Consider the following 21,571-nt stretch of genomic DNA (forward strand, 5'->3'; position numbering starts at 1 on the left):
TTCATGAATATCGTATTCATGGGGACGCCGGCGTTTGCCGTTCCCAGCTTGCGGATGCTGCTCAGCGAAGGGTATAACGTCGTAGCTGTCGTCACCCAGCCGGACCGTCCCCAAGGACGCAAAAAAGTGCTGACGCCGACGCCCGTCAAAGAGGTTGCCCTGGAACACGGCATTCCCGTGCTTCAGCCGCAGCGGATGCGCAGCCCCGAGGCTGTAGCGGCGCTTGCGGCGTACAAGCCGGATCTGATCGTGACGGCCGCGTACGGGCAAATTCTCCCGAAGAGCGTTCTTGAGCTGCCGGCCAACGGCTGCGTGAACGTCCACGGATCGCTTCTGCCCAAATACAGGGGCGGGGCGCCGATCCAGCGCTGCATCATCAACGACGAAACCGAGACGGGGATTACGCTGATGTATATGGCCGAGGGCCTCGATACCGGCGACATGATCGCCCAAGTGAAAGTAGCGATCGACGAAGAAGATACGTCGGGCACGCTGTTCGAGAAGCTGAGCCTGGCAGGCGCGGAGCTGCTGAAAGAGCAGATGCCGCGGCTTGCGGGCGGCCGGGTGGAAGCCGAGAAGCAGGACGATGCGCAGGCGACGTATGCGCCGAACCTGAAACGCGAGGACGAAAAAATCGACTGGAATGCGTCCACGCGCGACATATACAATCAAATCCGCGGCCTTGTCCCGTTTTCCGGCGGGTTTGCCTTGTGGAACGGGGACGTGTTCAAGGTATGGGCTGCCCGCAAGGCGGACAAGGCGTCCAAAGACGCGGCTCCCGGTACGGTGCTTCAGCTGACGGACCAGGGGATCGAGGTCAAAACGGGAGATGGTTCCCTATGGCTGACCCGGGTGCAGCCGAGCGGCAAAAAGCAGATGGAAGCGGCTGAATTCGTGCGCGGCAACACGATGGCGCCGGGGACGGTGTTAGCGTGAACGCGGACAAACGCCAAAGCAAAACGCGGACTTCGGCGCGGGAGCTTGCCCTTGACGTGCTGACACGGGTCGAAGAGAACAAAGCGTACAGCAATTTGCAGCTGAATTCGGCCCTTCAGCGGGCTTCCTTGTCGAGGGAGGACGCGGGCTTGGCGACGGAGCTCGTGTACGGCACGATCTCCCGGCTCAATACGCTCGATTATTTTCTCGACCGGTTTGTGTCCAAGGGCATCCGCAAACTGCAGCCGTGGGTCCGCAATTTGCTGCGGCTGAGCTTGTACCAGCTGATGTATCTGGACCGGATTCCGCCGCATGCCGCCGTAAACGAAGCGGTGAATCTGGCCAAACGCCGGGGACATCAAGGAATATCCGGCATGGTGAACGGAGTGCTGCGGAACGTGCTCCGCAACCGGGAAGAGCTTGCGCTGCCTGACGGGCTTCCCGCCGCCGAGCGCATTGCGCTTGAGCACTCCCATCCGCAGTGGATGGTGGAGCGGTGGATCCGCGCATACGGCGAAAGCGCCGCCGAAGCGATTTGCCGCGCGAACAACGAACCTCCGGCGGTCAGCGTGCGCGTGAACACGACGATGATCAGCCGTGAAGGCATGTTGGCCGAAATGGAGAAAGCGGGCGTCCAAGCGGCTCCATCCCCGATTTCTCCGGAGGGGATTCTCGTATACGGCGGCGGCAACATGGCGCTTACCGATTGGTACCGCGACGGCCAAATATCGATCCAGGACGAAAGCTCGATGCTGGTCGCCGGCGCCGTCGGTCCCGCCCCGGGCATGCGCGTGCTCGATTGCTGCGCCGCCCCGGGCGGGAAAACGGCGCATATGGCGGAGCTCATGAAGGACCAGGGCGAAATCGTCGCCAACGATCTTCATGAGCATAAACGCAAGCTGATCGAAGGCCAGGCCGAAAGGCTGGGTCTCGGCAGCATCCATACGGTGACGGGCGACGCCCTGAAGCTGGCCGACCGGTATCCGGCCGGATCTTTCGACCGGATTTTGCTTGATGCTCCCTGCTCGGGGCTTGGCGTCATTCGGCGCAAGCCCGATCTGAAGTGGACCAAATCGCCGGAAGATATCGGCGAAATCACCGGCCTTCAGCGGAAGCTGCTGGATTCCGTGTCTTCCCTTTTGCGCGTCGGCGGCATGATGGTGTACAGCACCTGTACGATCGATCCGGAGGAGAACGAGCGGACGGTGCAGCATTTTTTAAAGACGCATCCGGGGTTCGGAGTGCCGGAGGATTCCGGCGGGACATGGGGACGGCTGCATGCGGGCGCAGACGGAGCGGGCGTGCAGATTTTGCCTCAGGATTACCACAGTGACGGCTTCTATATCGCCAGAATCCAGCGATTCTTTTAAACTACCGGGCCGTAAAAGAGATCACTCGGGACAGGATGATCCCGCGCCATGCGGTTTGTCGTCTTCGAAAGCGCGTCGATAGACGCGTTCCCTAACCCGCTCGGGCCATCGCTTCGGCGGGGTTTCTCTTTTACGGCTACTTTTATTTGTGTTAAAATAGGAAGAATGAGAAACAATATGCATATGAATGATAAAGACAGGTGTGATGAAATGAAGCCTTTTATATATGATTTGAACCTGGACGACCTTCAGGCATGGGCAAAAGAAAACGGCGAACCCGCCTTTCGCGCCAGCCAGATTTTTGATTGGCTGTACGTGAAAAGGGTGAATAACTTTCAGGAAATGACCAATCTGTCCAAAGAGCTTCGCGCGAAGCTGGAGGACCAGTTCCAATTCGTGACCCTTACGGAGATTACGAAGCTGGAGTCGAAAGACGGGACCGTCAAGTTTTTGTTCGGCCTTCATGACGACCATGCGATCGAGACCGTCATCATGAAGCATAATTACGGGAACAGCATTTGCGTGACGACCCAGGTCGGCTGCCGCATCGGCTGCACGTTTTGCGCTTCGACGCTCGGCGGGCTCAAGCGGAACCTGACGGCGGGCGAAATCGTCGCACAGGTGGTTCAAGCCCAAAAAATTTTGGATCAAAAAGGGGAGCGCGTCAGCAGCATCGTTATTATGGGCTCCGGCGAGCCGTTCGAAAACTACGAAGCGACGATGAAATTTCTCCGGATTATGATCCACGAAAAAGGCCTGAACATCGGGCAGCGCCATATTACCGTTTCGACCAGCGGCATCGTGCCGAACATCTACAAATTCGCAAACGAGGATACGCAGATCAATCTGGCGATTTCCATCCACGCGCCGAACGATATGCTGCGCTCCAAACTGATGCCGGTAAACCGCCGTTATCCTTTTGAGGACGTGATGGAGGCCCTTCGTTACTATCTTGCCAAAACCGGCCGCCGCATTACGTTTGAATACGCCTTGATCGGCGGGGTGAACGACCAGCCGGAGCACGCGCAGGAGCTGGCGGACGTGCTGAAGGACATGCTTTGCCACGTCAACCTGATTCCGGTCAACCATGTGCCTGAACGCAAGTACGTCCGTACCTCGCGCAACGACATTTTCAAGTTTCAAAAAGTACTCGCGGAGAGCGGAGTCAACGTAACCATTCGGCGGGAGCAAGGCCACGATATCGCGGCAGCATGCGGACAACTGCGTGCGAAGCATATGGAGTTGAGGTGAATGAAACTTGATCAAAACAGTTCATGCCAGTAACATCGGCCGCGTCCGCTCGGTAAACGAGGACTCGGTCTGGATTGGCCACCTAGCGCAAGGATATACCATCGGCATCGTGGCCGACGGAATGGGCGGGCATCAAGCCGGCGATACGGCAAGCCGTCTTGCCGTCGATACGATTGCGGACGACTTGTCCTCTCTTGAAGAGGGCATGTCCGACGAAGGATTGGGCGCCGCCGTCAGCGACGCGATCCTGCATGCCAACGACGTCATTTACAGTGAAGCGTCCAAAAATGAAAAATATCACAACATGGGAACGACAGTCGAGGTGCTGCTGCTGCAGGATCGTTCCGGCGTCATCGGACATATCGGCGACAGCAGAGCTTACAAAATCGTAAACGGTCAAGCCGTTCAAATTACGGAGGACCATACGCTTGTCAATGAGCTTTACAAAAGCGGCCAGATCAGCCTCGAGGAAATGCAAACCCATCCGCGCCGCAACGTCATTATGCGCGCTTTAGGGACCGACCCCGAGGTATCTGTCGATCTGTATCCCGTGACGCTGTCTGCCGGAGAGGTGCTTCTTCTGTGCAGCGACGGACTCAGCAGCCTGGTCAGCGGCGAACATATCGCCCAAATTTCCGGCATGCTGGACGTCCCGCTGGAAGAACGGGCCGACCGGCTTCTGCAGCTGGCACTTCTTGCCGGAGGCGATGACAACATTACCGTCGCCCTGTTTGAACTTCAAGATGAAGTCTCCGGGCATAACATAAAGGAGTGGGATTCATGATCGGACACGAATTGGGCGGCCGTTATGAGATTATAGAACGAATCGGCGGCGGCGGGATGGCCCTTGTCTACAAAGCCCATGATTTGCTTTTGGGCCGCAACGTTGCCGTCAAGGTGCTGCGCCAGCAGTTTGTGCACGATGAGGAGTTTATTCGCCGTTTCCGCCGCGAGGCGCAGTCGGCCGCTTCGCTGTCTCACCCGAACGTGGTCAGCATTTACGACGTGGGGCAGGAAAACGAGATCCATTACATCGTCATGGAATACGTCGAAGGCCATAACTTGAACGAAATCATCAAGGAACGCGCGCCTTTGCAGGTGGAAGAGGCCGTCCGGATCGCGTCCCAAATTTGCGACGCGCTGGATCATGCCCATCAGAATCAAATCATTCACCGGGACATCAAACCGCATAACATCTTGATCGGCCGAAACGGCAGGGTGAAGGTGACCGATTTCGGAATCGCCCGGGCGGTGACTTCGACGACGATTACGCAAACCGGTTCCGTCGTCGGCTCCGTGCACTATTTTTCTCCGGAGCATGCCAAAGGCGTGACTACCGGGGAAAAATCGGACTTATATTCTTTGGGTATCGTGCTTTACCAAATGCTGACGGCACGCCTTCCGTTTTTGGGAGAAAGCCCGATCAGCGTCGCGCTGAAACATTTGCAGGAGGAATTCGAGGAGCCGCGCGAAGTGAATCCTCTCATTCCGCAAAGCGTGGAAAACATCATCCTCAAATCGATGCGCAAAAATCCGCAGGAGCGGTACCAAAGCGCCAAGGAAATGCTGCATGACCTGGACACCTGCCTTTCGCCGGAGCGCAGAAACGAGCCGAAGATCGACTTTTCGGACGTGGACGACGAGGATCGAACCCGCGTCATGCCGGCGATCAAGCCGCAGCATATCGGACCGAGCCCGGTAAGATCCAGGCCGTTTCCTTCCGAAGAGCGGGAGGAACGCCGCGAGCCTGCGCCCGCGGCCCAAAAAACTAAAAAATCGGGGAAGCCGATTCTTTGGATCGGCTTGACGCTTCTGCTTTTGCTTGCGATGGCAGCCGTCGTGTTTTACGTGAATCATAAATTGGTCTTACCGAACGTCATCGTGCCGAAAGTCATCGGCCAAACGGAAGAAAATGCCCGTAAAATGCTTAATGATCGCGGGCTTGAAGTCGATCCCAACGTCATTCGGGCTTATAAGCCGGATGTCCCTGCAGGCGTGGTTTATGACCAGAGCCGGGACGAAGGAACCGAAGCCAAAAAAGGATCGCTTGTTCAGATTTCGGTCGGAATCGCCAAGCCTAAGAAACAGATGCCTGACGTAAAGGGTTCGTCCTATGAAGACGCTGTTAAATTCTTGACGAAGCAAGGCTTTAAAGAAGACAATATAGAATCCAAACCGGAAAACAGCGACAAGCCTGTAAATGAAGTCATTTCTCAGGAACCAGGGGCCAATGCCGAGGTGGATCCTGATACTGATCATGTCACGTTGACGATCAGTAAAGGGCCGCAGCAGGTACGAATGCCGAAGCTGATCGGCGAAACCCAGGACAAAGCGGCCAAAATGCTGGCGGCGGCCGGGCTGAAGCTGGATCCGAACATCACGCAGGAGGCAAGCTACACGGTGCCGAAAGGAACGGTTATCGCCCAGTGGCCGCATGATCCGGACACTATGGTCAATCCCAATGACGGACTCATTTCCATTACGGTGAGCTCGGGGTATCCGGCCGAAGCGATAAAATACACGTATAACGTGCCTGTCGCTCCGGATGAGGAAGGCAAAAACACGAAGGTCCGCATCGAATATTCGGATGCGACGACCAATGACCAGATGAAGGTATGGGGATCGAAAAATATTAAAACGATGCAAATCTTCCCGGTCGATCTGGTCGTCGGCCCGAACAAGGACGCTTCCGTCAAGGTCTACAAAAACGGTCAGTTGGTTGAAAACTATACCGTATACTACATGGACGTCAAAAACGGAACGGTGCCGGATATCGAGATCCGGTCCAACGCTGGGGGTGATGGCTCACAAGGCGATGCCGGAGATGGGAATACGGGTCAAACGGGCGAAATCCAGGACCCGAATCAAGGGCAAGACCAGGATGAGCATCCCTGACCCTCCCGGAAAAAAACAGGGGAAGGGCAAGAAAAAAAACAAGGATAACGAGAACGTCATTTATCAATATCACCATTAGGGCCGCCCGCCACGGGCGGTCTTTCGGAGAAAGCGAGGCCTTTCATGTATGCCTGAAGGAGTAATCGTGAAGGCGTTAAGCGGATATTATTATGTTAAACCACTCGAAAACGGAATGGCGGCTTCGGGGGACGGAGACGCGATCCAATGCAGGGCGCGCGGCATTTTCAAGAAAAAGGGCGTAACCCCGTTGGTCGGTGACCATATCCTCTATTCCCATACGGAAAACGGGGAAGGCGTGGTGGACGAAATTTTGCCGCGCCGCTCCGAGTTGATCCGTCCTCCGGTCGCCAACGTCGATTTGGCTGTTCTGGTATTTTCGGTGCGCGAGCCGGATTTGAATTTGCAGCTGCTGGACAAGTTTTTGGTGCATATCGAGCATGCCGGTTTGGACACGGTCATCTGCCTGACTAAGCAGGACCTTCTGGAGGGAGGGGCCGGAGAAGATCCGGTCGCCCTGGTTCAATCGCTGTACGAAAATATCGGATATCAAGTCATCGTATCGAGCTCACGCTTAGGGCTGGGAACGGAACTGCTGACGGAACGTTTGAAGGGTCAAATCAGCGTTTTTTCGGGGCAATCGGGTGTAGGCAAGTCATCGCTGCTGAACCGGCTTGTCCCTGGGCTTGAGCTCGAAACGAGCGCCATCAGCATGAGGCTTGGGCGCGGCAAGCATACGACCCGCCATGTGGAACTGATCGAGCTTCCAGGCGGAGGTTTCGTGGCCGATACGCCGGGCTTCAGCCAGCTGGACTTTTTGGAGCTTGGCGTCGAGGAGCTGTCAACCTGCTTCAGGGAATTTGCTTCCTATGCGGAGGCATGCAAGTTCCGGGGCTGCAGCCATACCCATGAGCCCGGCTGCAAAGTCCGGGAGGCCGCCGAGGCGGGAAAGATCGCGGCGAGCCGTTACGAGCATTACGTGCAGTTTTTAAACGAAATGAAAGATAAAAAGCGGAGGTATTAACGGAAATGATTAAAATAGCGCCATCGATATTGTCAGCGGATTTTGCCCAACTGGGGCCGGAGGTTGCAGCGGCGGAAGCGGGAGGAGCGGACTGGATTCACGTGGACGTCATGGACGGGCATTTTGTTCCGAACATTACGCTGGGACCGGCGATCGTCAGCGCCATCAAGCCGCATACGAGCCTGCCTCTCGACGTTCACCTGATGATCGAGCGTCCGGAAGCTTATATCGCTGATTTTGTCCAAGCCGGCGCCGACGTGATTACCGTTCATGCCGAAGCCTGTACGCATCTGCACCGGGTCATTCACATGATCAAGGAGCATGGGATCAAAGCGGGAGTGGCGATCAATCCGGCGACTCCGGCGGCGGCCATCCAGGAAGTGCTCGAGGACGTGGATTTGGTTCTCGTCATGACCGTCAATCCGGGCTTTGGAGGACAGGCCTTCATTCCGCGCACGGTTCATAAAATCCGCCAGGTGCGCCAGTGGCTGAACGAAGCCTCGCGCTTTGACGTGCATATCGAGGTCGACGGCGGCATTACGAGCGAAACGGCGCCGCTGGTTGCCGAGGCCGGAGCGGACGTGCTTGTCGCAGGGAGCGCCGTTTACGGCAAACCGGACCGGGAAGCGGCGATCCGGGCCATCCGGACCAGCGCCCAAAAGGCATAAACCCAATATGGGCGGTTTCACTTGTCAGCCTTTGTCATAGGTCATGCCGTTTGCGCATACATTGGTTACATGAGCAGGGTTCTCATGTAACCTTTTTTTTGTCCGTTTCTGCAGTGAACGAACTAAAGGCATACCATACGCGATGACATGAGAATATGGGGAGGGTGGAATATGAAATTTTATACGTTTAAGCTGCCAAAGTTTTTGGGAGGATTCGTAAAAGCTCTTTTAAACACATTCCATAAAAGCTGAAGACTCCTTATGGTATGCCGCTGATGCTAAAAAACCTCTGACGCGAGGCGGCATGAAACATACCGAATATGGCCAAAGGCATTAAAAAAGCACCTGCTGTAAACAAGGTGCTTTTTGCTTATATGCTATTCTTAAGGTCTAAGAAAGTGTAAAACGTCCAAGAGGCTTGTCTATTTCTAGATCCGCCTCATCAGCGGTTCGTCATCCGTAGGCAGACGTTTTCCGGAATACAAATCGTATTCAGAAGAAAAAATCCCGCGCGGGGCGAGGACTTTTCATTTGCATAAACAAATCGACGAATTATACGCGGGTAACTTTACCGGATTTGAGCGCACGAGTGCTCACATAAACGCGCTTAGGTTTGCCGTCAACGAGAATACGAACTTTTTGCACGTTTACGCCCCAAGAACGACGGTTACGGTTGTTAGCGTGAGATACATGGTTGCCGCTTCCTGGCTTCTTGCCAGTCACATAACATTTGCGAGACATAGATTACACCTCCTTATTCCAAACACCTGCATAAAACAATACTTGTATATCATATCACAGCAAAATTTGCTTCGTCAACCGCCAGCCAAAAACATTTATTTCTGAGGTTTCTTATAGTACAATGATGAATAGCCCATACTGGTGTATTATGGGATGCTTCATTTATATATGGATGATCGGGGATTATGTATTATCCTGAATAAAATTGGCGAAACGAAAACGTGAAAATGACGTATGTATAAGGACGCCAGTAGCTAGGGATCAAGCTAGGAAGGGGATTTATCATTGAGTAAGCGTTCTTTGAATGGGACAGATTTTACCGCTATGGTATTGGCCGGAGCGGAACAACTGCAGCAGCATGCAGAACATGTCAATTCTTTAAATGTTTTTCCGGTGCCTGATGGCGACACGGGAACCAACATGAATCTGACGATGAGCGCAGGTGTGACTGAGCTAAAAAGAAATCATTCCGACTCGATCGGACACAGTGCGGGGGTTTTGTCCAAAGGACTGCTGATGGGTGCGCGCGGAAACTCCGGCGTCATTACATCCCAGCTTTTCCGGGGCTTTGGCCGCTATGCCGCGCCTTACGATGAACTGAACGCGATGCAGTTCGCCGCGGCTCTGCAAACGGGCGTGGATGCTGCGTATAAAGCCGTTGTTAAACCTGTGGAAGGCACCATTTTGACGGTGGCCAAGGAGGCTGCCAAACATGCCGTCTTCTACGCGCGGCGGACCAACGACATTACTGAATTGATGGAACAAGTTCTTTTAAAAGCGCAGGAGACGTTGTCCCAGACACCGGAGATGCTCCCTGTACTGAAGCAGGTAGGCGTCGTGGACTCCGGGGGACAAGGCCTCGTTTATATTTATGAAGGTTTTCTGCGCTACCTGAAAGGGGCCCAGGACCAGGCCGATTACCATGAAGCTCCGGCGGCAAGACAAGCACCGGCCGTTCTTAGTCCGGAGGGGCCGGCGGTTCCAAGCTCTACGGTTGCGCAGCGGCCCGAGCTGGCCCAATCCAAAATCGAAACCGAAGACATTGAATTTTTGTACGATATGGAATTTTTCATCAACCGTCAGCTTGGCGGCGGGCAAGCGGCCGTATTCGATGAGGAGGAATTCCGGAAAGCGTTGTCAAAAAACGGGGACTCCATCATTATTATTGCGGACGATGAATTGATCAAAGTGCATGTCCATTCCAAGGCTCCGGGCGACGTGCTGAATTTGGCGCTCCGTTTCGGCGAAATTACCCAAATCCATATTTTGAATATGCGCGAGCAGCATCGGGACCTGCTGACGACCGGGCTTGACATCGCGCCGATGCCGGAACTTTTCGCCGATATGCCGGTAGACCCGGTTGATCATTCGCGCGAGCAGGCACCGGCGACGCCGCCGGCCGACGAAATGGCTCCGTACGGGTTTATCGCCGTGGCTTCAGGCCAAGGCATTGCCGACATTTTCAAAAGCCTGGGCGTCGACGTCGTGCTGTCCGGCGGGCAAACGATGAATCCGAGCACGGAGGATTTCGTCAACGCGATCCGTTCGATCTCCGCCCAGCACGTATACATTTTGCCGAACAACTCCAATATCGTGCTTGCCGCCGAGCAGGCGCGCGAGCTGCTGGAGGGCGAGCGCAGCGTCACGGTGATCCCGAGCAAAAGCATTCCGCAGGGAATTTCCGCAGCGTTTGCGTTTTCCGAGGAGGAAATCGAGGATACGAACACAAGCAGCATGATGGATGCCATTGCCCGGGTGAAATCCGGCCAGGTTACCCACGCGGTGCGCGACACGCAGATCGACAATCTCGATATTAAGGCCGGACAATACATCGGCATTGAAAACTCGAAGATCGTGACGGCTGCCGAAAGCCTTTTGGCCTCCTGTCAGGACCTTTTGTCCAAAATGCTTGTCAGCGGCGACGAAATCGTGACCGTCCTTGCGGGTGAGGAGACGGATGCCGGCCTGACGGCGGAACTTGCGGACTGGATCGGCGACCGGTACCCGAATGCCGAGGTCGAAGTGCATCAAGGCGGACAGCCGGTGTATTATTATATTTTTTCCGTAGAATCCTGATCGGACATGAAGCAAGGCAAAGTTAAAAAAACCTCTAAAGGAGGCCGCTCGCATGGCTCATGCGGTAATTGTGACGGACAGCACCGCTGACATACCGGAGGAACTGGTCGGCAAATACGACATTCATGTCGTCCCGCTTCGCCTCATGTTCGGAGAAGAAACGTTTGAGGACGGCGTGGACATATCGGCTGAGGTGTTCTATAAACGGCTTGTTCAGTCAGAGCAGCTGCCTACGACGTCGCAGGCTTCTCCTGCCGATTATATTGAAGTTTACCAAAATTTGATGAACGTTTTCCCCGACAGCCCGATTCTTTCTTTTCATATTTCGTCCGGGCTTAGCGGAACGTATCAATCGGCGCTGCTCGCCAAATCGATGCTGGATGACCCGCCGTCCATACATGTCGTGGATTCCAAATCGGCTTCCTACGGCTTTGGGCTTCTTGTGGTCCAGGCGGCCCGGCTCGCTGCCGAAGGAAAAACCGCAGAGGAAATTTTGGCGTCGGTAGAACAGGTTCGAAGGCAGCGCAAGTTGTATTTTCTTGTCGATACGCTCGAATATTTACAGAAGGGCGGACGCATCGGCAAAGCGGCTGCCGTCATCGGCAACCTGCTGAACATCAAGCCGATCCTGTCGATCGACGAGGAAGGCATCATTTATGCGGTGGAAAAGGTCAGAGGCCGCAAAAAAGCGATATCCCGCATGATCGAGCGGTTTCAGGAAGATTTGGGCGGGACCCGGGACATCAACGTGGCCGTAGGCCATACGGCGGACCCGGCTTCGGCCGATCCGGTGCTTGAGGAACTGTCCCGGCATTATAACCTGAACGAGGTCGTGCTTACCAATATCGGTCCGGTGGTCGGCACCCATGTCGGTCCCGGAACGTTGGCCGTGTTTATCTGGCCGAATTAAAAATGAGGGATGGAAATGAATCTGAGTTTGGATCAAATTTCAATCCGGCAGGTGCGCGGCGTGAGTGCTCTCAAAGAAGGAGAGCTTCACGCCTTTGGCATCTTTACGGTAAAAGATTTGCTGGAATATTACCCGTTCCGTTACGAGGATTACCGTCTGCGTTCGCTCAGCGAAGCAAAGGACGGCGACAAAATCACCGTTCAAGCCAAAATCATGGGCGTTCCGGTGCTTCAGCGTTACGGGCGCAAATCCAGGTTGACGTGCAAAATGATGGCGGAGCAGTGGATGTTTACCGCTGTTTGGTTCAACCGGCATTTTTTGCGGGATCAGCTGACGGGCGGAAGGGAAATCGTGCTTGTCGGCAAATGGGATCAGAAGCGGATGCAGCTGACCGTGTCGGAATCGGAGTTTCCGGATCAGGGGGCTTGGCGCAGCGGGACGCTGCAGCCGGTCTATTCGGTCGGCGGGAAAATTACGCAAACATGGATGCGCAAAACGATCGGACAAGCGTTGACCCAATACGGGGAAATGATTCCGGAAATTTTGCCGCCGGCCATCATGCAAAAATATGATTTTATGCCGCGCAAAAGGGCGATCGCCACGATTCATCAACCGCAGGATTCGCGGGAAGGTCAGCAGGGCCGGGAACGGATGGTCTATGAGGAGCTGTTCCTGTTCCAGTTGAAAATGCATGCCTACCGGGCGCTGAACCGGCGCAGGATGGACGGGGTCGTCCATACCGTCGACAATAAAACGATGCGCGAGTTCGTGCGGAGCCTGCCTTTTGAGCTGACGGACGCGCAAAAAAAAGTGGAGCTGGAGATTTTGCAGGATATGCGTTCCCCTTACTGCATGAACCGGCTGCTGCAGGGGGATGTCGGCTCCGGCAAAACGGTGATTGCCGCCATCGCTTTGTACGGCGCCGTCCGTTCGGGATACCAAGGAGCGCTGATGGTGCCGACGGAAATTTTGGCCGAGCAGCATATGCGCTCGCTGCAAAAGCTGTTTGAGCCGTTCGGCATTACGGTTGGGCTTTTGACCGGCAGCGTCACCGGACGCAAGCGGAAGGATTTGCTGGCATCGCTGCAGATGGGCATGACCGACATTGTGGTCGGCACGCATGCATTGATACAGGAGGATGTGTTTTTCCGCCAATTGGGACTTGTCGTTACCGATGAGCAGCACCGGTTCGGAGTGAACCAGCGCAGCATTTTGCGGCGGAAAGGCTACAACCCCGACGTGCTGACGATGACCGCCACGCCGATTCCGCGAACGCTGGCGATTACCGCTTTCGGCGACATGGACGTTTCGACGTTATCGGAGCGGCCCAAGGGAAGGATTCCGATCACCACCTACTGGGTTAAACATGACATGATGGACCGTGTGCTCAAATTTATTTCCAAGGAAATAGACCAGGGCCGGCAGGCGTACCTGATTTGCCCATTGATCGAAGAATCCGAAAAGCTCGATGTGCAAAATGCGATCGACCTGCATATTCAAATGCAGCAGGCGTTCCCGAATTATCGGGTTGGTTTGCTCCACGGCCGAATGACGCCTGCCGAAAAAGAGGAAGTGATGCGGTCCTTTAATGCAAACGAAGTTCAGCTGCTGGTATCCACGACCGTCGTGGAGGTAGGGGTTGACGTACCGAACGCGACGCTGATGGTCATCATGGACGCCGACCGTTTCGGCTTGTCCCAGCTTCACCAGCTGCGCGGCCGCGTCGGCCGCGGCCAGCACGCTTCCTACTGCATCCTGATTGCCGATCCCAAATCCGAGGTCGGGCAGGAACGCATGAGCGTCATGACCGAAACGGATGACGGATTTGAGGTATCCCGCCGGGATTTGGATCTTAGAGGCCCGGGAGATTTCTTCGGAACGAAGCAAAGCGGTTTGCCGGAATTCCGGCTTGCCGATATGGTCAGCGATTTTGCGGTGCTTGAAAAAGCGCGGGACGACGCGTCCCGGCTCGTGGCCGACAGCGAGTTCTGGACTTCCCCGGCATATGCCGGACTTCGGGACTATTTGCAGCAGGAACAGATTTTTCAGGGAGATGTGGTAGATTAGGCACATCGGACAGGCACCCCGTCATATACTTAGTTGAATTGGAATTTGACGGGAGGTGCCAAGGTTTTGGGTTATCAGCAGTATGGAATCAGTCCTGCGTTAGTGACAAGAGTCAAGCAAAAAATGAAAAATCAGGCGACCAAAGAACGGATTAAAGGAATTCTTGAAGGCGTCAGCAAGGTCGATCTGCAAAATCCGGCAAAGGTCCAGCGTCTTGTCAAATCGGCGTCGGGAATACTTAAAGAGCCCTTATCATCGGCGGAGGAACAGCAAATCGTGAAATTTGTGCTGGCCCAGCGGATTGATCCGAATAATACCTTCCATTTGATCAAGCTTTGGGGCATGTTCCGTTAATGGGCCAAAAGCGTCAAGAAAAAGACCTACGGGGAGATGCCGTATGCCGGTATTTTCCCATAGGTCTTTTTGCCGCATAGATGTCCGTCTCCCGGTCAAAAATAATGACGTGAAAGGAAGCTGTTTTTAAGGATTTTAAAAGTTCATCATTATTTTAACGGGAGGTCATAGGCATGAAGAAGTGGATGACTTTAGGACTCACGCTCCTGCTCGTGTTTGCGCTCAGCGCCTGCGGCAGCAAAACCAATAAAAACACCGGCGGCACGACCGGCACGGCCACCGGCGGAGCGGGCGGTGCCCAGGACATTAAGGTTACGGCTACCAACTTTCAGTTCCAGCCTGCCGAAATCCGGGTGAAAAAAGGCGACAAGGTCAAAATTACGCTTGTCAATAAAGAAGGCGCTCACGGCCTTCAAATTTCCGACTTTAACGTCAATCTGCAAAAGGACGGGTCCGCCGAATTTACGGCCGATAAACCCGGGGAACACGAGTTCCATTGCTCCGTTATGTGCGGTGCCGGCCACGACAACATGGTCGGTAAAATTATCGTAGAATAATGATGCGGAAGCTCTACAACAAAAGACCGTCCACAACTTGTTTTAGGCTGTGGGACGGTCTTTGTTTTTGGATGATGCCGTTTGCCGCGCCGCCAAAAGGATGTTACGAGCTTTTCTCTATGCATAGCGGCGAATCGTTTTTGACGGAGTTCACGGCGGCGTTTACGGGATAAGCCTCCATTTCGTCGGCAGGATACGGCATGAGAAGCTGCTGCAGCTCCTCCGGGTTTCCGGCTCCGCGTTTGACCCAGCGCAGTTCGTCTTCCGGACGCAAAATGACCGGCATCCGGTCGTGAATCGGCTTCATCAGCTCGTTGGGGCTTGTCGTGATAATCGTGCAGGTCGCGAGTTTGGTGCCGTCTTCCTGCACCCAAATGTCGTATAGGCCGGCCATGCTGAACAAATCGCCGCTTTTCAGCTTGATCCGGTAAGGACGTTTGCCGCCGTCCGTTTTTTTCCACTCGTAAAAGCCGTCAGCCGGAATAAGGCACCGCTTGCGTTCAAAAGGGATCCGGTAGGCCGGCTTCTCCTGCAGCGTTTCGCTTCTGGCGTTGATCATGCGGTTTCCGATGCCGGGATCTTTGGCCCAGGACGGTACGAGCCCCCATTTCAGCTCGCCAAGCCGGAGACGGGCTCCGTCATGGATGATGGATAAAACCATTTGCGTCGGCGCAATATTATACTGCGGGCGGTGGTAGGGCACGGCATATCCGGGATCGAGCTCATACCGGAGCAGCAGTTCTTCAAGCGATACGATCAGCGTAAAACGTCCGCACATACGGCATCTCTCCTCCTCATCGCCGGCATCCTTCGAAGTTTGTTAGCTTAGCGGCAACGAAGGACTTGCCGGCCTTCTTTCCTTTAGTGTACCGCTAGATGTCCGATTCCGCCACTACGCCGATGATTTGGTCCAGACGAATCCATTGGGGATGATCGTCTTCATTTTCTTTCAGGCGAATCTGCCGGCGGAAGGGATCGACCTGCAGCACCGTGCCCGTAAGCCGGATATTTTCGGGATCGCCGAACAATGTAATCGTTACGGGCGAACCGCCATATAACGCCGCCGTCAGCGTCGCGGCCATTTCCTCTTCGGCCTGCGGGTCGATTAGCGGGGGCTTGCGGTGCACGAGCCGCTGTTGATGGCGGATGTACGCCTCCCGGTGTTCCGGCAGCATCATCCGGGACGATTCGAATAATCCGTTTCCTTGAAGCTTTTTGCTCATTTGTAATGTCCTCCAATCCGAAGCGAGCGATCCCGCGCCTGGCCGGATGCCTGAAGCGAGGATGCGCGGAGAATCGCGGTTTCGCCGAATTTGCTTTTGATGTCGTCCGTCGCCCGCTCCAAATCCCGCTTCCGGTCGCGGTTTCCGAACAACGTCAGCTGGACCAGGGAATCCGGACGGAGATCGGACAAAGCAATCCCGACCTTCCGGACCGGAAGGCCGTTCCAATGACGCTGGAACAGCTGGCAGGCGGCAGCATAAATTTCATCGGTAATGTTCGTCGGGTCCGGGAGCTTCATTTGCCTCGAAAAACCGGTGGGATGGTCAAAATCGGCCCCTTGGCAGCCCACGCTGACGACGAACCCCATCAGCCCTTTTTCCCGGCAGCGCCGGCCGACCGCCTCGCACAGCTCGAGAAGCACGACCCGAAGCTCCTTCCAATCCGTATAGTCGCGCGGAAGCGTCATTTGATGACCGACGCCTTTTTGCTGCTGCAGCTGGCTGTGGGGGGTGACGGGGGAAGAATCCATGCCGCGGGCAATGCGCCACAGCACTTCGCCGTTGACTCCCCAGCGTTTCGTCAGCCGGGGCAAGGGCGTTTGGGCCAGGTCTCCGATCGTATGGATGCCCATTTTGTACAGATGACGGGTCATCCGCGAGCCGACCATGAACATTTCGTGCACCGGTTTGGGCCACAGCGTCTCGGACAATTTTTCTCGCTCCAGCGTAAAGATGCCTCCCGGTTTCTTTTTGGCGAAAATATCGCAAGCCATCTTGCTGAGCACCTTGCAATCGCTGATGCCGACCCGTACGTACACCCCCGTTTCCTGCTTCACCCGGTTTTGGATCCGCCGGGCAATTTGATCGGGTGTTCCGAACAGCCGGAGGCTGCCGGTCACGTCCAAGTGCTGCTCATCGATGCTGTACGGCTCCACCAGGTCGGTAAAAGACTGATAAATTTCCGTAATATGCAGGGATACGCGGATATATTCCGCCATGCGCGGACGGACGACGACGAGATGCGGGCATTTCCGAAGCGCGTCCCCGAGCCGCTCCGCCGTCGTGACGCCGTATTCCTTGGCAAGCGGGCATGCGGCCAAAATGATGCCGGACCTGCGGGCCGGGTCTCCGGATACAACCAAAGGCTCGTCTTTGTATTCGGGATGGGCCGCCTTTTCCACGCTCGCATAAAAGGACTGGCAGTCGGCCAGCATAATGATGCGTTTTTTCGACTCGACCATAGGACTCGCTCCTTATCCATTGGAACTAAACAGGAACATATGTTCTTATTTTATAAGAATAACGGAGAAATATGCGCTTTTCAACCGGAATTATTTTGCAAAACCTTCTCCGTTTTCATTACATTTCAGACTTAACTATTCAATTATTCCTAGTCAAAACGAAGCGGAAACGGCGACTTCCGTCCTTCAAAAATAACCGGATAGTCATGCCAGTTATATCCAATATTATCCATTTCAAAAGTATATTAGGACCCTCCGTCCCATACGGGACTCTTTCCTTATTTTCAAAATTGTCATATTTTCAAAGAACATTGCCGTGATGCGGGTTTGCGGCCGCTGCTTTATCGGTCTAAGGTATCAATTTTGTAATCTTTATGGATAAAGATGTTAAAACGGCCACAACTTTAGCAATTATTCGACGTATACATAACCACTCGCCGCTTAAAGCCGGGAATCATACGGCCATTTATCGATCTATGGCAAAGCCGGCGTTCATGGTCGGCAGCCGCCGATGATTTGGCTCGGGCATCGCTGCGGGATAGGTCGCCAGGTTCTGAAAATTCCTTCCAGCAGCCTAGTTTACAGATTCGAAAACATCGTTAAGAATTGAATTATGACAAAAATTGTGAATGCCGGGCCAGAAAAAAGGCCAAAGAAATCGAGGTGAGAACTTTTAGGCGATGATCACACGCAGAACACTAATCATCTGGATCACAGCAGCCGCCGTTCTCATTGCCGGGGGAATTGTTGCCGGTTTTGCGGTAAACAACAAGCCGGTCACGGCATATAAGGATCAGGATGGAACCAGATTCACATTTAAAACCGAAGGCGACCGTTTTATGCGCTATGAAAAAGATGGCAGCTGGAAGGAAATGTTTGTGAAGGGCGTAAATTTGGGGGCTACCGTCCCGGGACATTTTCCGGGAGAGCTTCCGGCCACGGAGGATGATTATCTTCGGTGGTTCAAAGAGATCGACGACATGGGAGCCAACGTCATCCGCATATACACGGTACATCAGCCCGTGTTCTATTCGGCCCTTGTGAAATACAACAAGGATAAGGGCGGCGATCCCTTATACTTCATTCAGGGCATCTGGTCCCCGGAAGAAGAGCTGATCGAACGGCAGGACGCCTATGCGGACGATATAGAAGGGCAGTTCAAGGCCGAAATCAAAAAAGCGGTGGCCGCCGTATACGGCGACGCAGCCGTTGCGCCGAAACAGGGAGCCGCCAGCGGAGAGTACAAGGCCAACGCGGGCAAATATTTGATGGCTTGGCATGTCGGAACCGAATGGGACCCGGGAATGGTCAAAAACACCAACGAGAAGCACAGCGACGTTCCGGTCTACAAGGGCGAGTATTTTTCCGGCACGAAAGACGCGACTCCGTTCGAAAACTGGCTTGCCGACCTGCTTGATTACACCGCGCAGCAGGAAAAGCAGTACGGGTGGGAGCATCCGGTAACCTTCACCAACTGGGTCACGACCGACGTGCTCACCCATCCCGGGGAGCCGCTGTTCGAAGAGGACATGGTCAGCGTGGATGCGAGACATGTCCAGCCTACCGGTTGGAAAGGCGGTTATTTCGCCGCATACCATGCTTATCCGTACTACCCGGATTTTTTCCGGACCGATTCCACGCTGCAAACGATCAAGGACAAGCAGGGAAATTTCAATACGTACAAAGCTTATTTGCGCCAGCTGAAGGCCAAGTTCAAGGACATGCCGGTCATGATTACCGAGTATGGGGTGCCGTCGTCGGTAGGGGTTTCCCACTTCGGCACCGGGGGCAGAGACCAGGGCGGGCATAACGAGCAGAAGCAGGGAGAAATCGACGCTTCGCTCACCCGGGACATTTACGACGAAGGTTATGCCGGAGCCATTTTGTTCATGTGGCAGGACGAGTGGTTCAAAAAAACCTGGAATACGATGCCTTTCGAAATTCCGGCAGACCGCCGCGCTTACTGGATCAACGTGTTGACGAACGAAAAAATGTTCGGCGTGCTCGGAATGCTTCCCGGCAAGGAAAAGCAGATTTTGATCGACGGCAGCCTTAGCGACTGGGACGCGCTGCCGCAAGGCGAAGTGAAGCATTGGCAGGGCAAGGTGCAAGGGATCCGGGACATGATGATGACGCATGATGAAGGATACCTCTATCTTGGCGTCCGGCTGGACAAGAACTTCGACCCGAAAACGACCAAGCTTTATATCGGCGCCGACACGATCACGGGCGGAAATCAGCCTTCCGCGGCACAGCTTCCCGGCAAAAAGCTGGTGGGAGGAGCGCCGGAGGCGCTGATCGAAATCGGGAAAGACGCGGAGTCGCAGGTGGAAATCGCCGCCGACTACGATTTTCACGCCCGGCTTTACGGGAAGGAAGGTTACTGGATGCTGCCGGAGACGAAATCCGGAGAGGACAAGCCGTTCCATCCGTGGAAGCTGGCGATCAGCCTGCAGATGAATCCGCCGGATACGCGGTTTGCGCATCCATTTATCGACAAAACGATCGGCATGTTGAAAAGAGGGACGACGGACCGCAGCAAGCCCGAGTTCGATTCCTTGACTTCATGGCAGTACCGCGGCAATGAAATCGAGATGCGCATTCCGTGGATGCTTCTCGGCTTCGCCGACCCGAGCTCGCTGCAGGTGATCGATTACAGCCCGCTTAAGGAAAGACGCGCCTTCAGCACCGCCAAAACGGACGGCATCCGGCTCATTCCGTGGCTCGTCGAGCAAGGCGGAAGCAAGGTCAGTTGGCCCGGCGGCGCGGCGGAGACGCTGAACGTTCAGGAGATCGCCCCATACACATGGGCGCCGTGGGATACGGTGCATTACAGCGAGCAGCTGAAACAGAGCTATTACGCGATGAAAAAAGTGTATGCCGAGCTGTCCGGCGAAAAATGAACGAAGCGGTCCGGCAGGAGCCCGCTTTATAGAGGACGGGCCGCATGGAGCACTTCCTTGCGGTTAGAGTCCGCGGCAACAGGATAGGGAAGAAATCATTTGAAAGAGGAGGACTTGCAAACATGTTCTCACATTTAATCGTTGCATATGTGTTCATCTACGTATGCCTCGGGCTGATCGGTTCCGGAATCATACTTCTGGTTCTGATGAAAATCTCGAATAACCGGGAGCAGCAGCGAAGGGAATTTTACGAGCAAAAACACCATGATTATTTCGTCTATATCCAGGCCCATCTGGGGGACGACGCGGAACTGAAGCTGCCTCCCGGCAAGCTGAAGCCGCTTGAACGGAGAGTCATTCAGGACAAATTCATCGAATGGATCGAGCAGTTCAAAGGCGATTACCGTGCCCGGCTCATCCGGCTTTGCAGGGAAGCCGGGTTCGTCGAAGAGGATCTGAAGGCGCTGGGCAGCTTGCGGTACGGCCGCCGGCTTGCCGCAGCCTACCGCCTCGGGGGCATGCGCGCCGAAGAAGCGGTGCCGGGGCTGATGAATATGCTGCAAAAAGGCAAATACAACTCGATATTGATCATCGTCGCGCGTTCGATCGCCAAAAGCGCGCAGCGGCCCGAGGACCTGCTGCAAATGCTGCGGATCCTGCTGTCGCACGGCAAGCCGATTCACCATTTGGCGGCCGACATCATGCTGGAGACGGGGCTTGATGCCGGCAGCATCCTCCTGAAGCTGCTCGACGATTCCGACCCGGCGCTTGTAAAGGTCGGACTGGTGGCGATGTGGGGGCAGGCGGTTCCCGAGGTCATGCCGGTTCTCGGAAGGCTGGTCGGCTCGGAAGAAAAGGATGTGCGCGCCGAAGCCGTCAAGCTGTATCTCAGCACGAACCCTGCGCTTAAGGATGAAACCATCGTCAAACTGATGAGCGACCGTGATTGGGAGGTCCGGGCGGAAGCGGCCAAGGCGCTCGGGCAGCTCCATGCCGCGGGCAGCATCCCGCTGCTGGTCAAGGCGCTCCAGGACGCCAGCTGGAAGGTGCGGCACAACAGCGCCGAAAGCCTTGCAGCCCTTGGCGAAGCCGGGTTCGAAGCGCTGTGCCAGGCCGCGCTTTCCGGAGCGGGAATCCAGCGCGAGGCCGCATTGCACCGGATCGGGCTGGTGATGGAAGCGGAGCAAAAGCCCAGCGCGATCGAGCAGATGGTGGCGTACAACAAAAAGCGGCTTATTTACGACCGGTATTTCGGCGTGAAGCAGCCGGTCAAGCGAATGACAGGCGTAGCCGCGGTAGGAGGAGATTACACTGCTTAGAGAGATTTTACTGTTCTA

The 21,571-nt window shown here is 54.9% G+C and carries 19 protein-coding genes; 15 read left to right on the plus strand and 4 right to left on the minus strand.

The annotated features are described in order from the left end of the window. Window positions 1-3: 3 nt before the first annotated feature. The 8 genes from fmt to spoVM all read left to right on the plus strand — a co-directional run bounded on the left by fmt (window position 4) and on the right by spoVM (window position 8,414). Window positions 4-936: a methionyl-tRNA formyltransferase gene (gene fmt, locus GQY55_RS10200; RefSeq protein WP_160040911.1), complete on the plus strand. Its 933-nt coding sequence runs from the start codon at window positions 4-6 to the stop codon at window positions 934-936. Further along, window positions 933-2,306: a 16S rRNA (cytosine(967)-C(5))-methyltransferase RsmB gene (rsmB, locus tag GQY55_RS10205; RefSeq protein WP_160040913.1), complete on the plus strand. Its 1,374-nt coding sequence runs from the start codon at window positions 933-935 to the stop codon at window positions 2,304-2,306. The genes fmt and rsmB overlap by 4 nt, the downstream gene beginning before the upstream one ends. Window positions 2,307-2,516: 210 nt before the next feature. After that, a complete protein-coding gene (gene rlmN / locus GQY55_RS10210; protein WP_236575525.1) occupies window positions 2,517-3,557 on the plus strand; it encodes a 23S rRNA (adenine(2503)-C(2))-methyltransferase RlmN in 1,041 nt (346 codons plus the stop codon). A gap of 7 nt (window positions 3,558-3,564) precedes the next feature. Further along, the gene (locus GQY55_RS10215) at window positions 3,565-4,341 is read left to right on the plus strand and encodes a Stp1/IreP family PP2C-type Ser/Thr phosphatase (RefSeq protein ID WP_160040917.1); all 777 of its coding nucleotides are present in this window, start codon (window positions 3,565-3,567) and stop codon (window positions 4,339-4,341) included. Then, window positions 4,338-6,452 (plus strand): Stk1 family PASTA domain-containing Ser/Thr kinase, encoded by a 2,115-nt coding sequence (gene pknB, locus GQY55_RS10220; protein WP_160040919.1) that lies wholly within the window; start codon window positions 4,338-4,340, stop codon window positions 6,450-6,452. Before GQY55_RS10215 ends, pknB begins: the two co-directional genes overlap by 4 nt. 127 nt (window positions 6,453-6,579) lie before the next feature. Then, window positions 6,580-7,494 (plus strand): ribosome small subunit-dependent GTPase A, encoded by a 915-nt coding sequence (rsgA, locus tag GQY55_RS10225; protein ID WP_160040921.1) that lies wholly within the window; start codon window positions 6,580-6,582, stop codon window positions 7,492-7,494. Between the two features lie 5 nt (window positions 7,495-7,499). After that, window positions 7,500-8,162, plus strand: coding sequence for a ribulose-phosphate 3-epimerase (gene rpe / locus GQY55_RS10230; RefSeq protein ID WP_160040923.1), 663 nt, complete (start codon window positions 7,500-7,502; stop codon window positions 8,160-8,162). 171 nt (window positions 8,163-8,333) lie between these two features. Next, on the plus strand, window positions 8,334-8,414 hold the full coding sequence (gene spoVM / locus GQY55_RS10235) for a stage V sporulation protein SpoVM (RefSeq protein WP_036707696.1): 81 nt from the start codon (window positions 8,334-8,336) through the stop codon (window positions 8,412-8,414). A gap of 300 nt (window positions 8,415-8,714) precedes the next feature. On the opposite strand, the gene rpmB is transcribed toward spoVM, so the two are convergent. Next, complete coding sequence (gene rpmB, locus GQY55_RS10240) at window positions 8,715-8,903, minus strand: 50S ribosomal protein L28 (protein ID WP_081992147.1); 189 nt, start codon at window positions 8,901-8,903, stop codon at window positions 8,715-8,717. Window positions 8,904-9,188: 285 nt separating this feature from the next. Here rpmB and GQY55_RS10245 point away from each other — a divergent pair, with 285 nt between their 5' ends. From GQY55_RS10245 to GQY55_RS10265, 5 genes are all read left to right on the plus strand, one after another. Next, a complete protein-coding gene (locus GQY55_RS10245; protein ID WP_160040925.1) occupies window positions 9,189-10,979 on the plus strand; it encodes a DAK2 domain-containing protein in 1,791 nt (596 codons plus the stop codon). Window positions 10,980-11,031: 52 nt separating this feature from the next. After that, entirely contained in the window at window positions 11,032-11,889 is an 858-nt protein-coding gene (locus GQY55_RS10250) for a DegV family protein (RefSeq protein WP_160040927.1), read from the plus strand. Window positions 11,890-11,904: 15 nt separating this feature from the next. Beyond that, window positions 11,905-13,956, plus strand: a complete 2,052-nt coding sequence (gene recG / locus GQY55_RS10255; protein WP_160040929.1) for an ATP-dependent DNA helicase RecG — start codon at window positions 11,905-11,907, stop codon at window positions 13,954-13,956. A gap of 66 nt (window positions 13,957-14,022) precedes the next feature. After that, entirely contained in the window at window positions 14,023-14,310 is a 288-nt protein-coding gene (locus tag GQY55_RS10260) for a stage VI sporulation protein F (RefSeq protein WP_160040931.1), read from the plus strand. Between the two features lie 173 nt (window positions 14,311-14,483). After that, entirely contained in the window at window positions 14,484-14,867 is a 384-nt protein-coding gene (locus GQY55_RS10265) for a cupredoxin domain-containing protein (RefSeq protein WP_160040933.1), read from the plus strand. Window positions 14,868-14,970: 103 nt separating this feature from the next. Here GQY55_RS10265 and GQY55_RS10270 read toward each other — a convergent pair whose 3' ends face one another. The 3 genes from GQY55_RS10270 to GQY55_RS10280 all read right to left on the minus strand — a co-directional run bounded on the left by GQY55_RS10270 (window position 14,971) and on the right by GQY55_RS10280 (window position 17,331). After that, window positions 14,971-15,645, minus strand: a complete 675-nt coding sequence (locus GQY55_RS10270) for an SOS response-associated peptidase (RefSeq protein ID WP_160040935.1) — start codon at window positions 15,643-15,645, stop codon at window positions 14,971-14,973. A 94-nt stretch (window positions 15,646-15,739) separates the two neighbouring features. After that, window positions 15,740-16,090, minus strand: coding sequence for a YolD-like family protein (locus GQY55_RS10275; RefSeq protein WP_160040937.1), 351 nt, complete (start codon window positions 16,088-16,090; stop codon window positions 15,740-15,742). Beyond that, window positions 16,087-17,331, minus strand: coding sequence for a DNA polymerase IV (locus GQY55_RS10280; RefSeq protein WP_160040939.1), 1,245 nt, complete (start codon window positions 17,329-17,331; stop codon window positions 16,087-16,089). The genes GQY55_RS10275 and GQY55_RS10280 overlap by 4 nt, the downstream gene beginning before the upstream one ends. 680 nt (window positions 17,332-18,011) lie before the next feature. Between GQY55_RS10280 and GQY55_RS10285 the strand changes: the two genes are divergently transcribed. Both GQY55_RS10285 and GQY55_RS10290 read left to right on the plus strand, forming a co-directional pair. Then, a complete protein-coding gene (locus tag GQY55_RS10285; RefSeq protein ID WP_236575526.1) occupies window positions 18,012-20,234 on the plus strand; it encodes a hypothetical protein in 2,223 nt (740 codons plus the stop codon). A 122-nt stretch (window positions 20,235-20,356) separates the two neighbouring features. Then, window positions 20,357-21,553: a HEAT repeat domain-containing protein gene (locus GQY55_RS10290; RefSeq protein WP_160040941.1), complete on the plus strand. Its 1,197-nt coding sequence runs from the start codon at window positions 20,357-20,359 to the stop codon at window positions 21,551-21,553. The last annotated feature ends 18 nt before the right edge of the window (window positions 21,554-21,571 follow it).

The organism is Paenibacillus sp. USDA918EY (assembly GCF_009870825.1).
In the GTDB taxonomy this organism is placed as follows: domain Bacteria; phylum Bacillota; class Bacilli; order Paenibacillales; family Paenibacillaceae; genus Paenibacillus_AQ; species Paenibacillus_AQ albilobatus.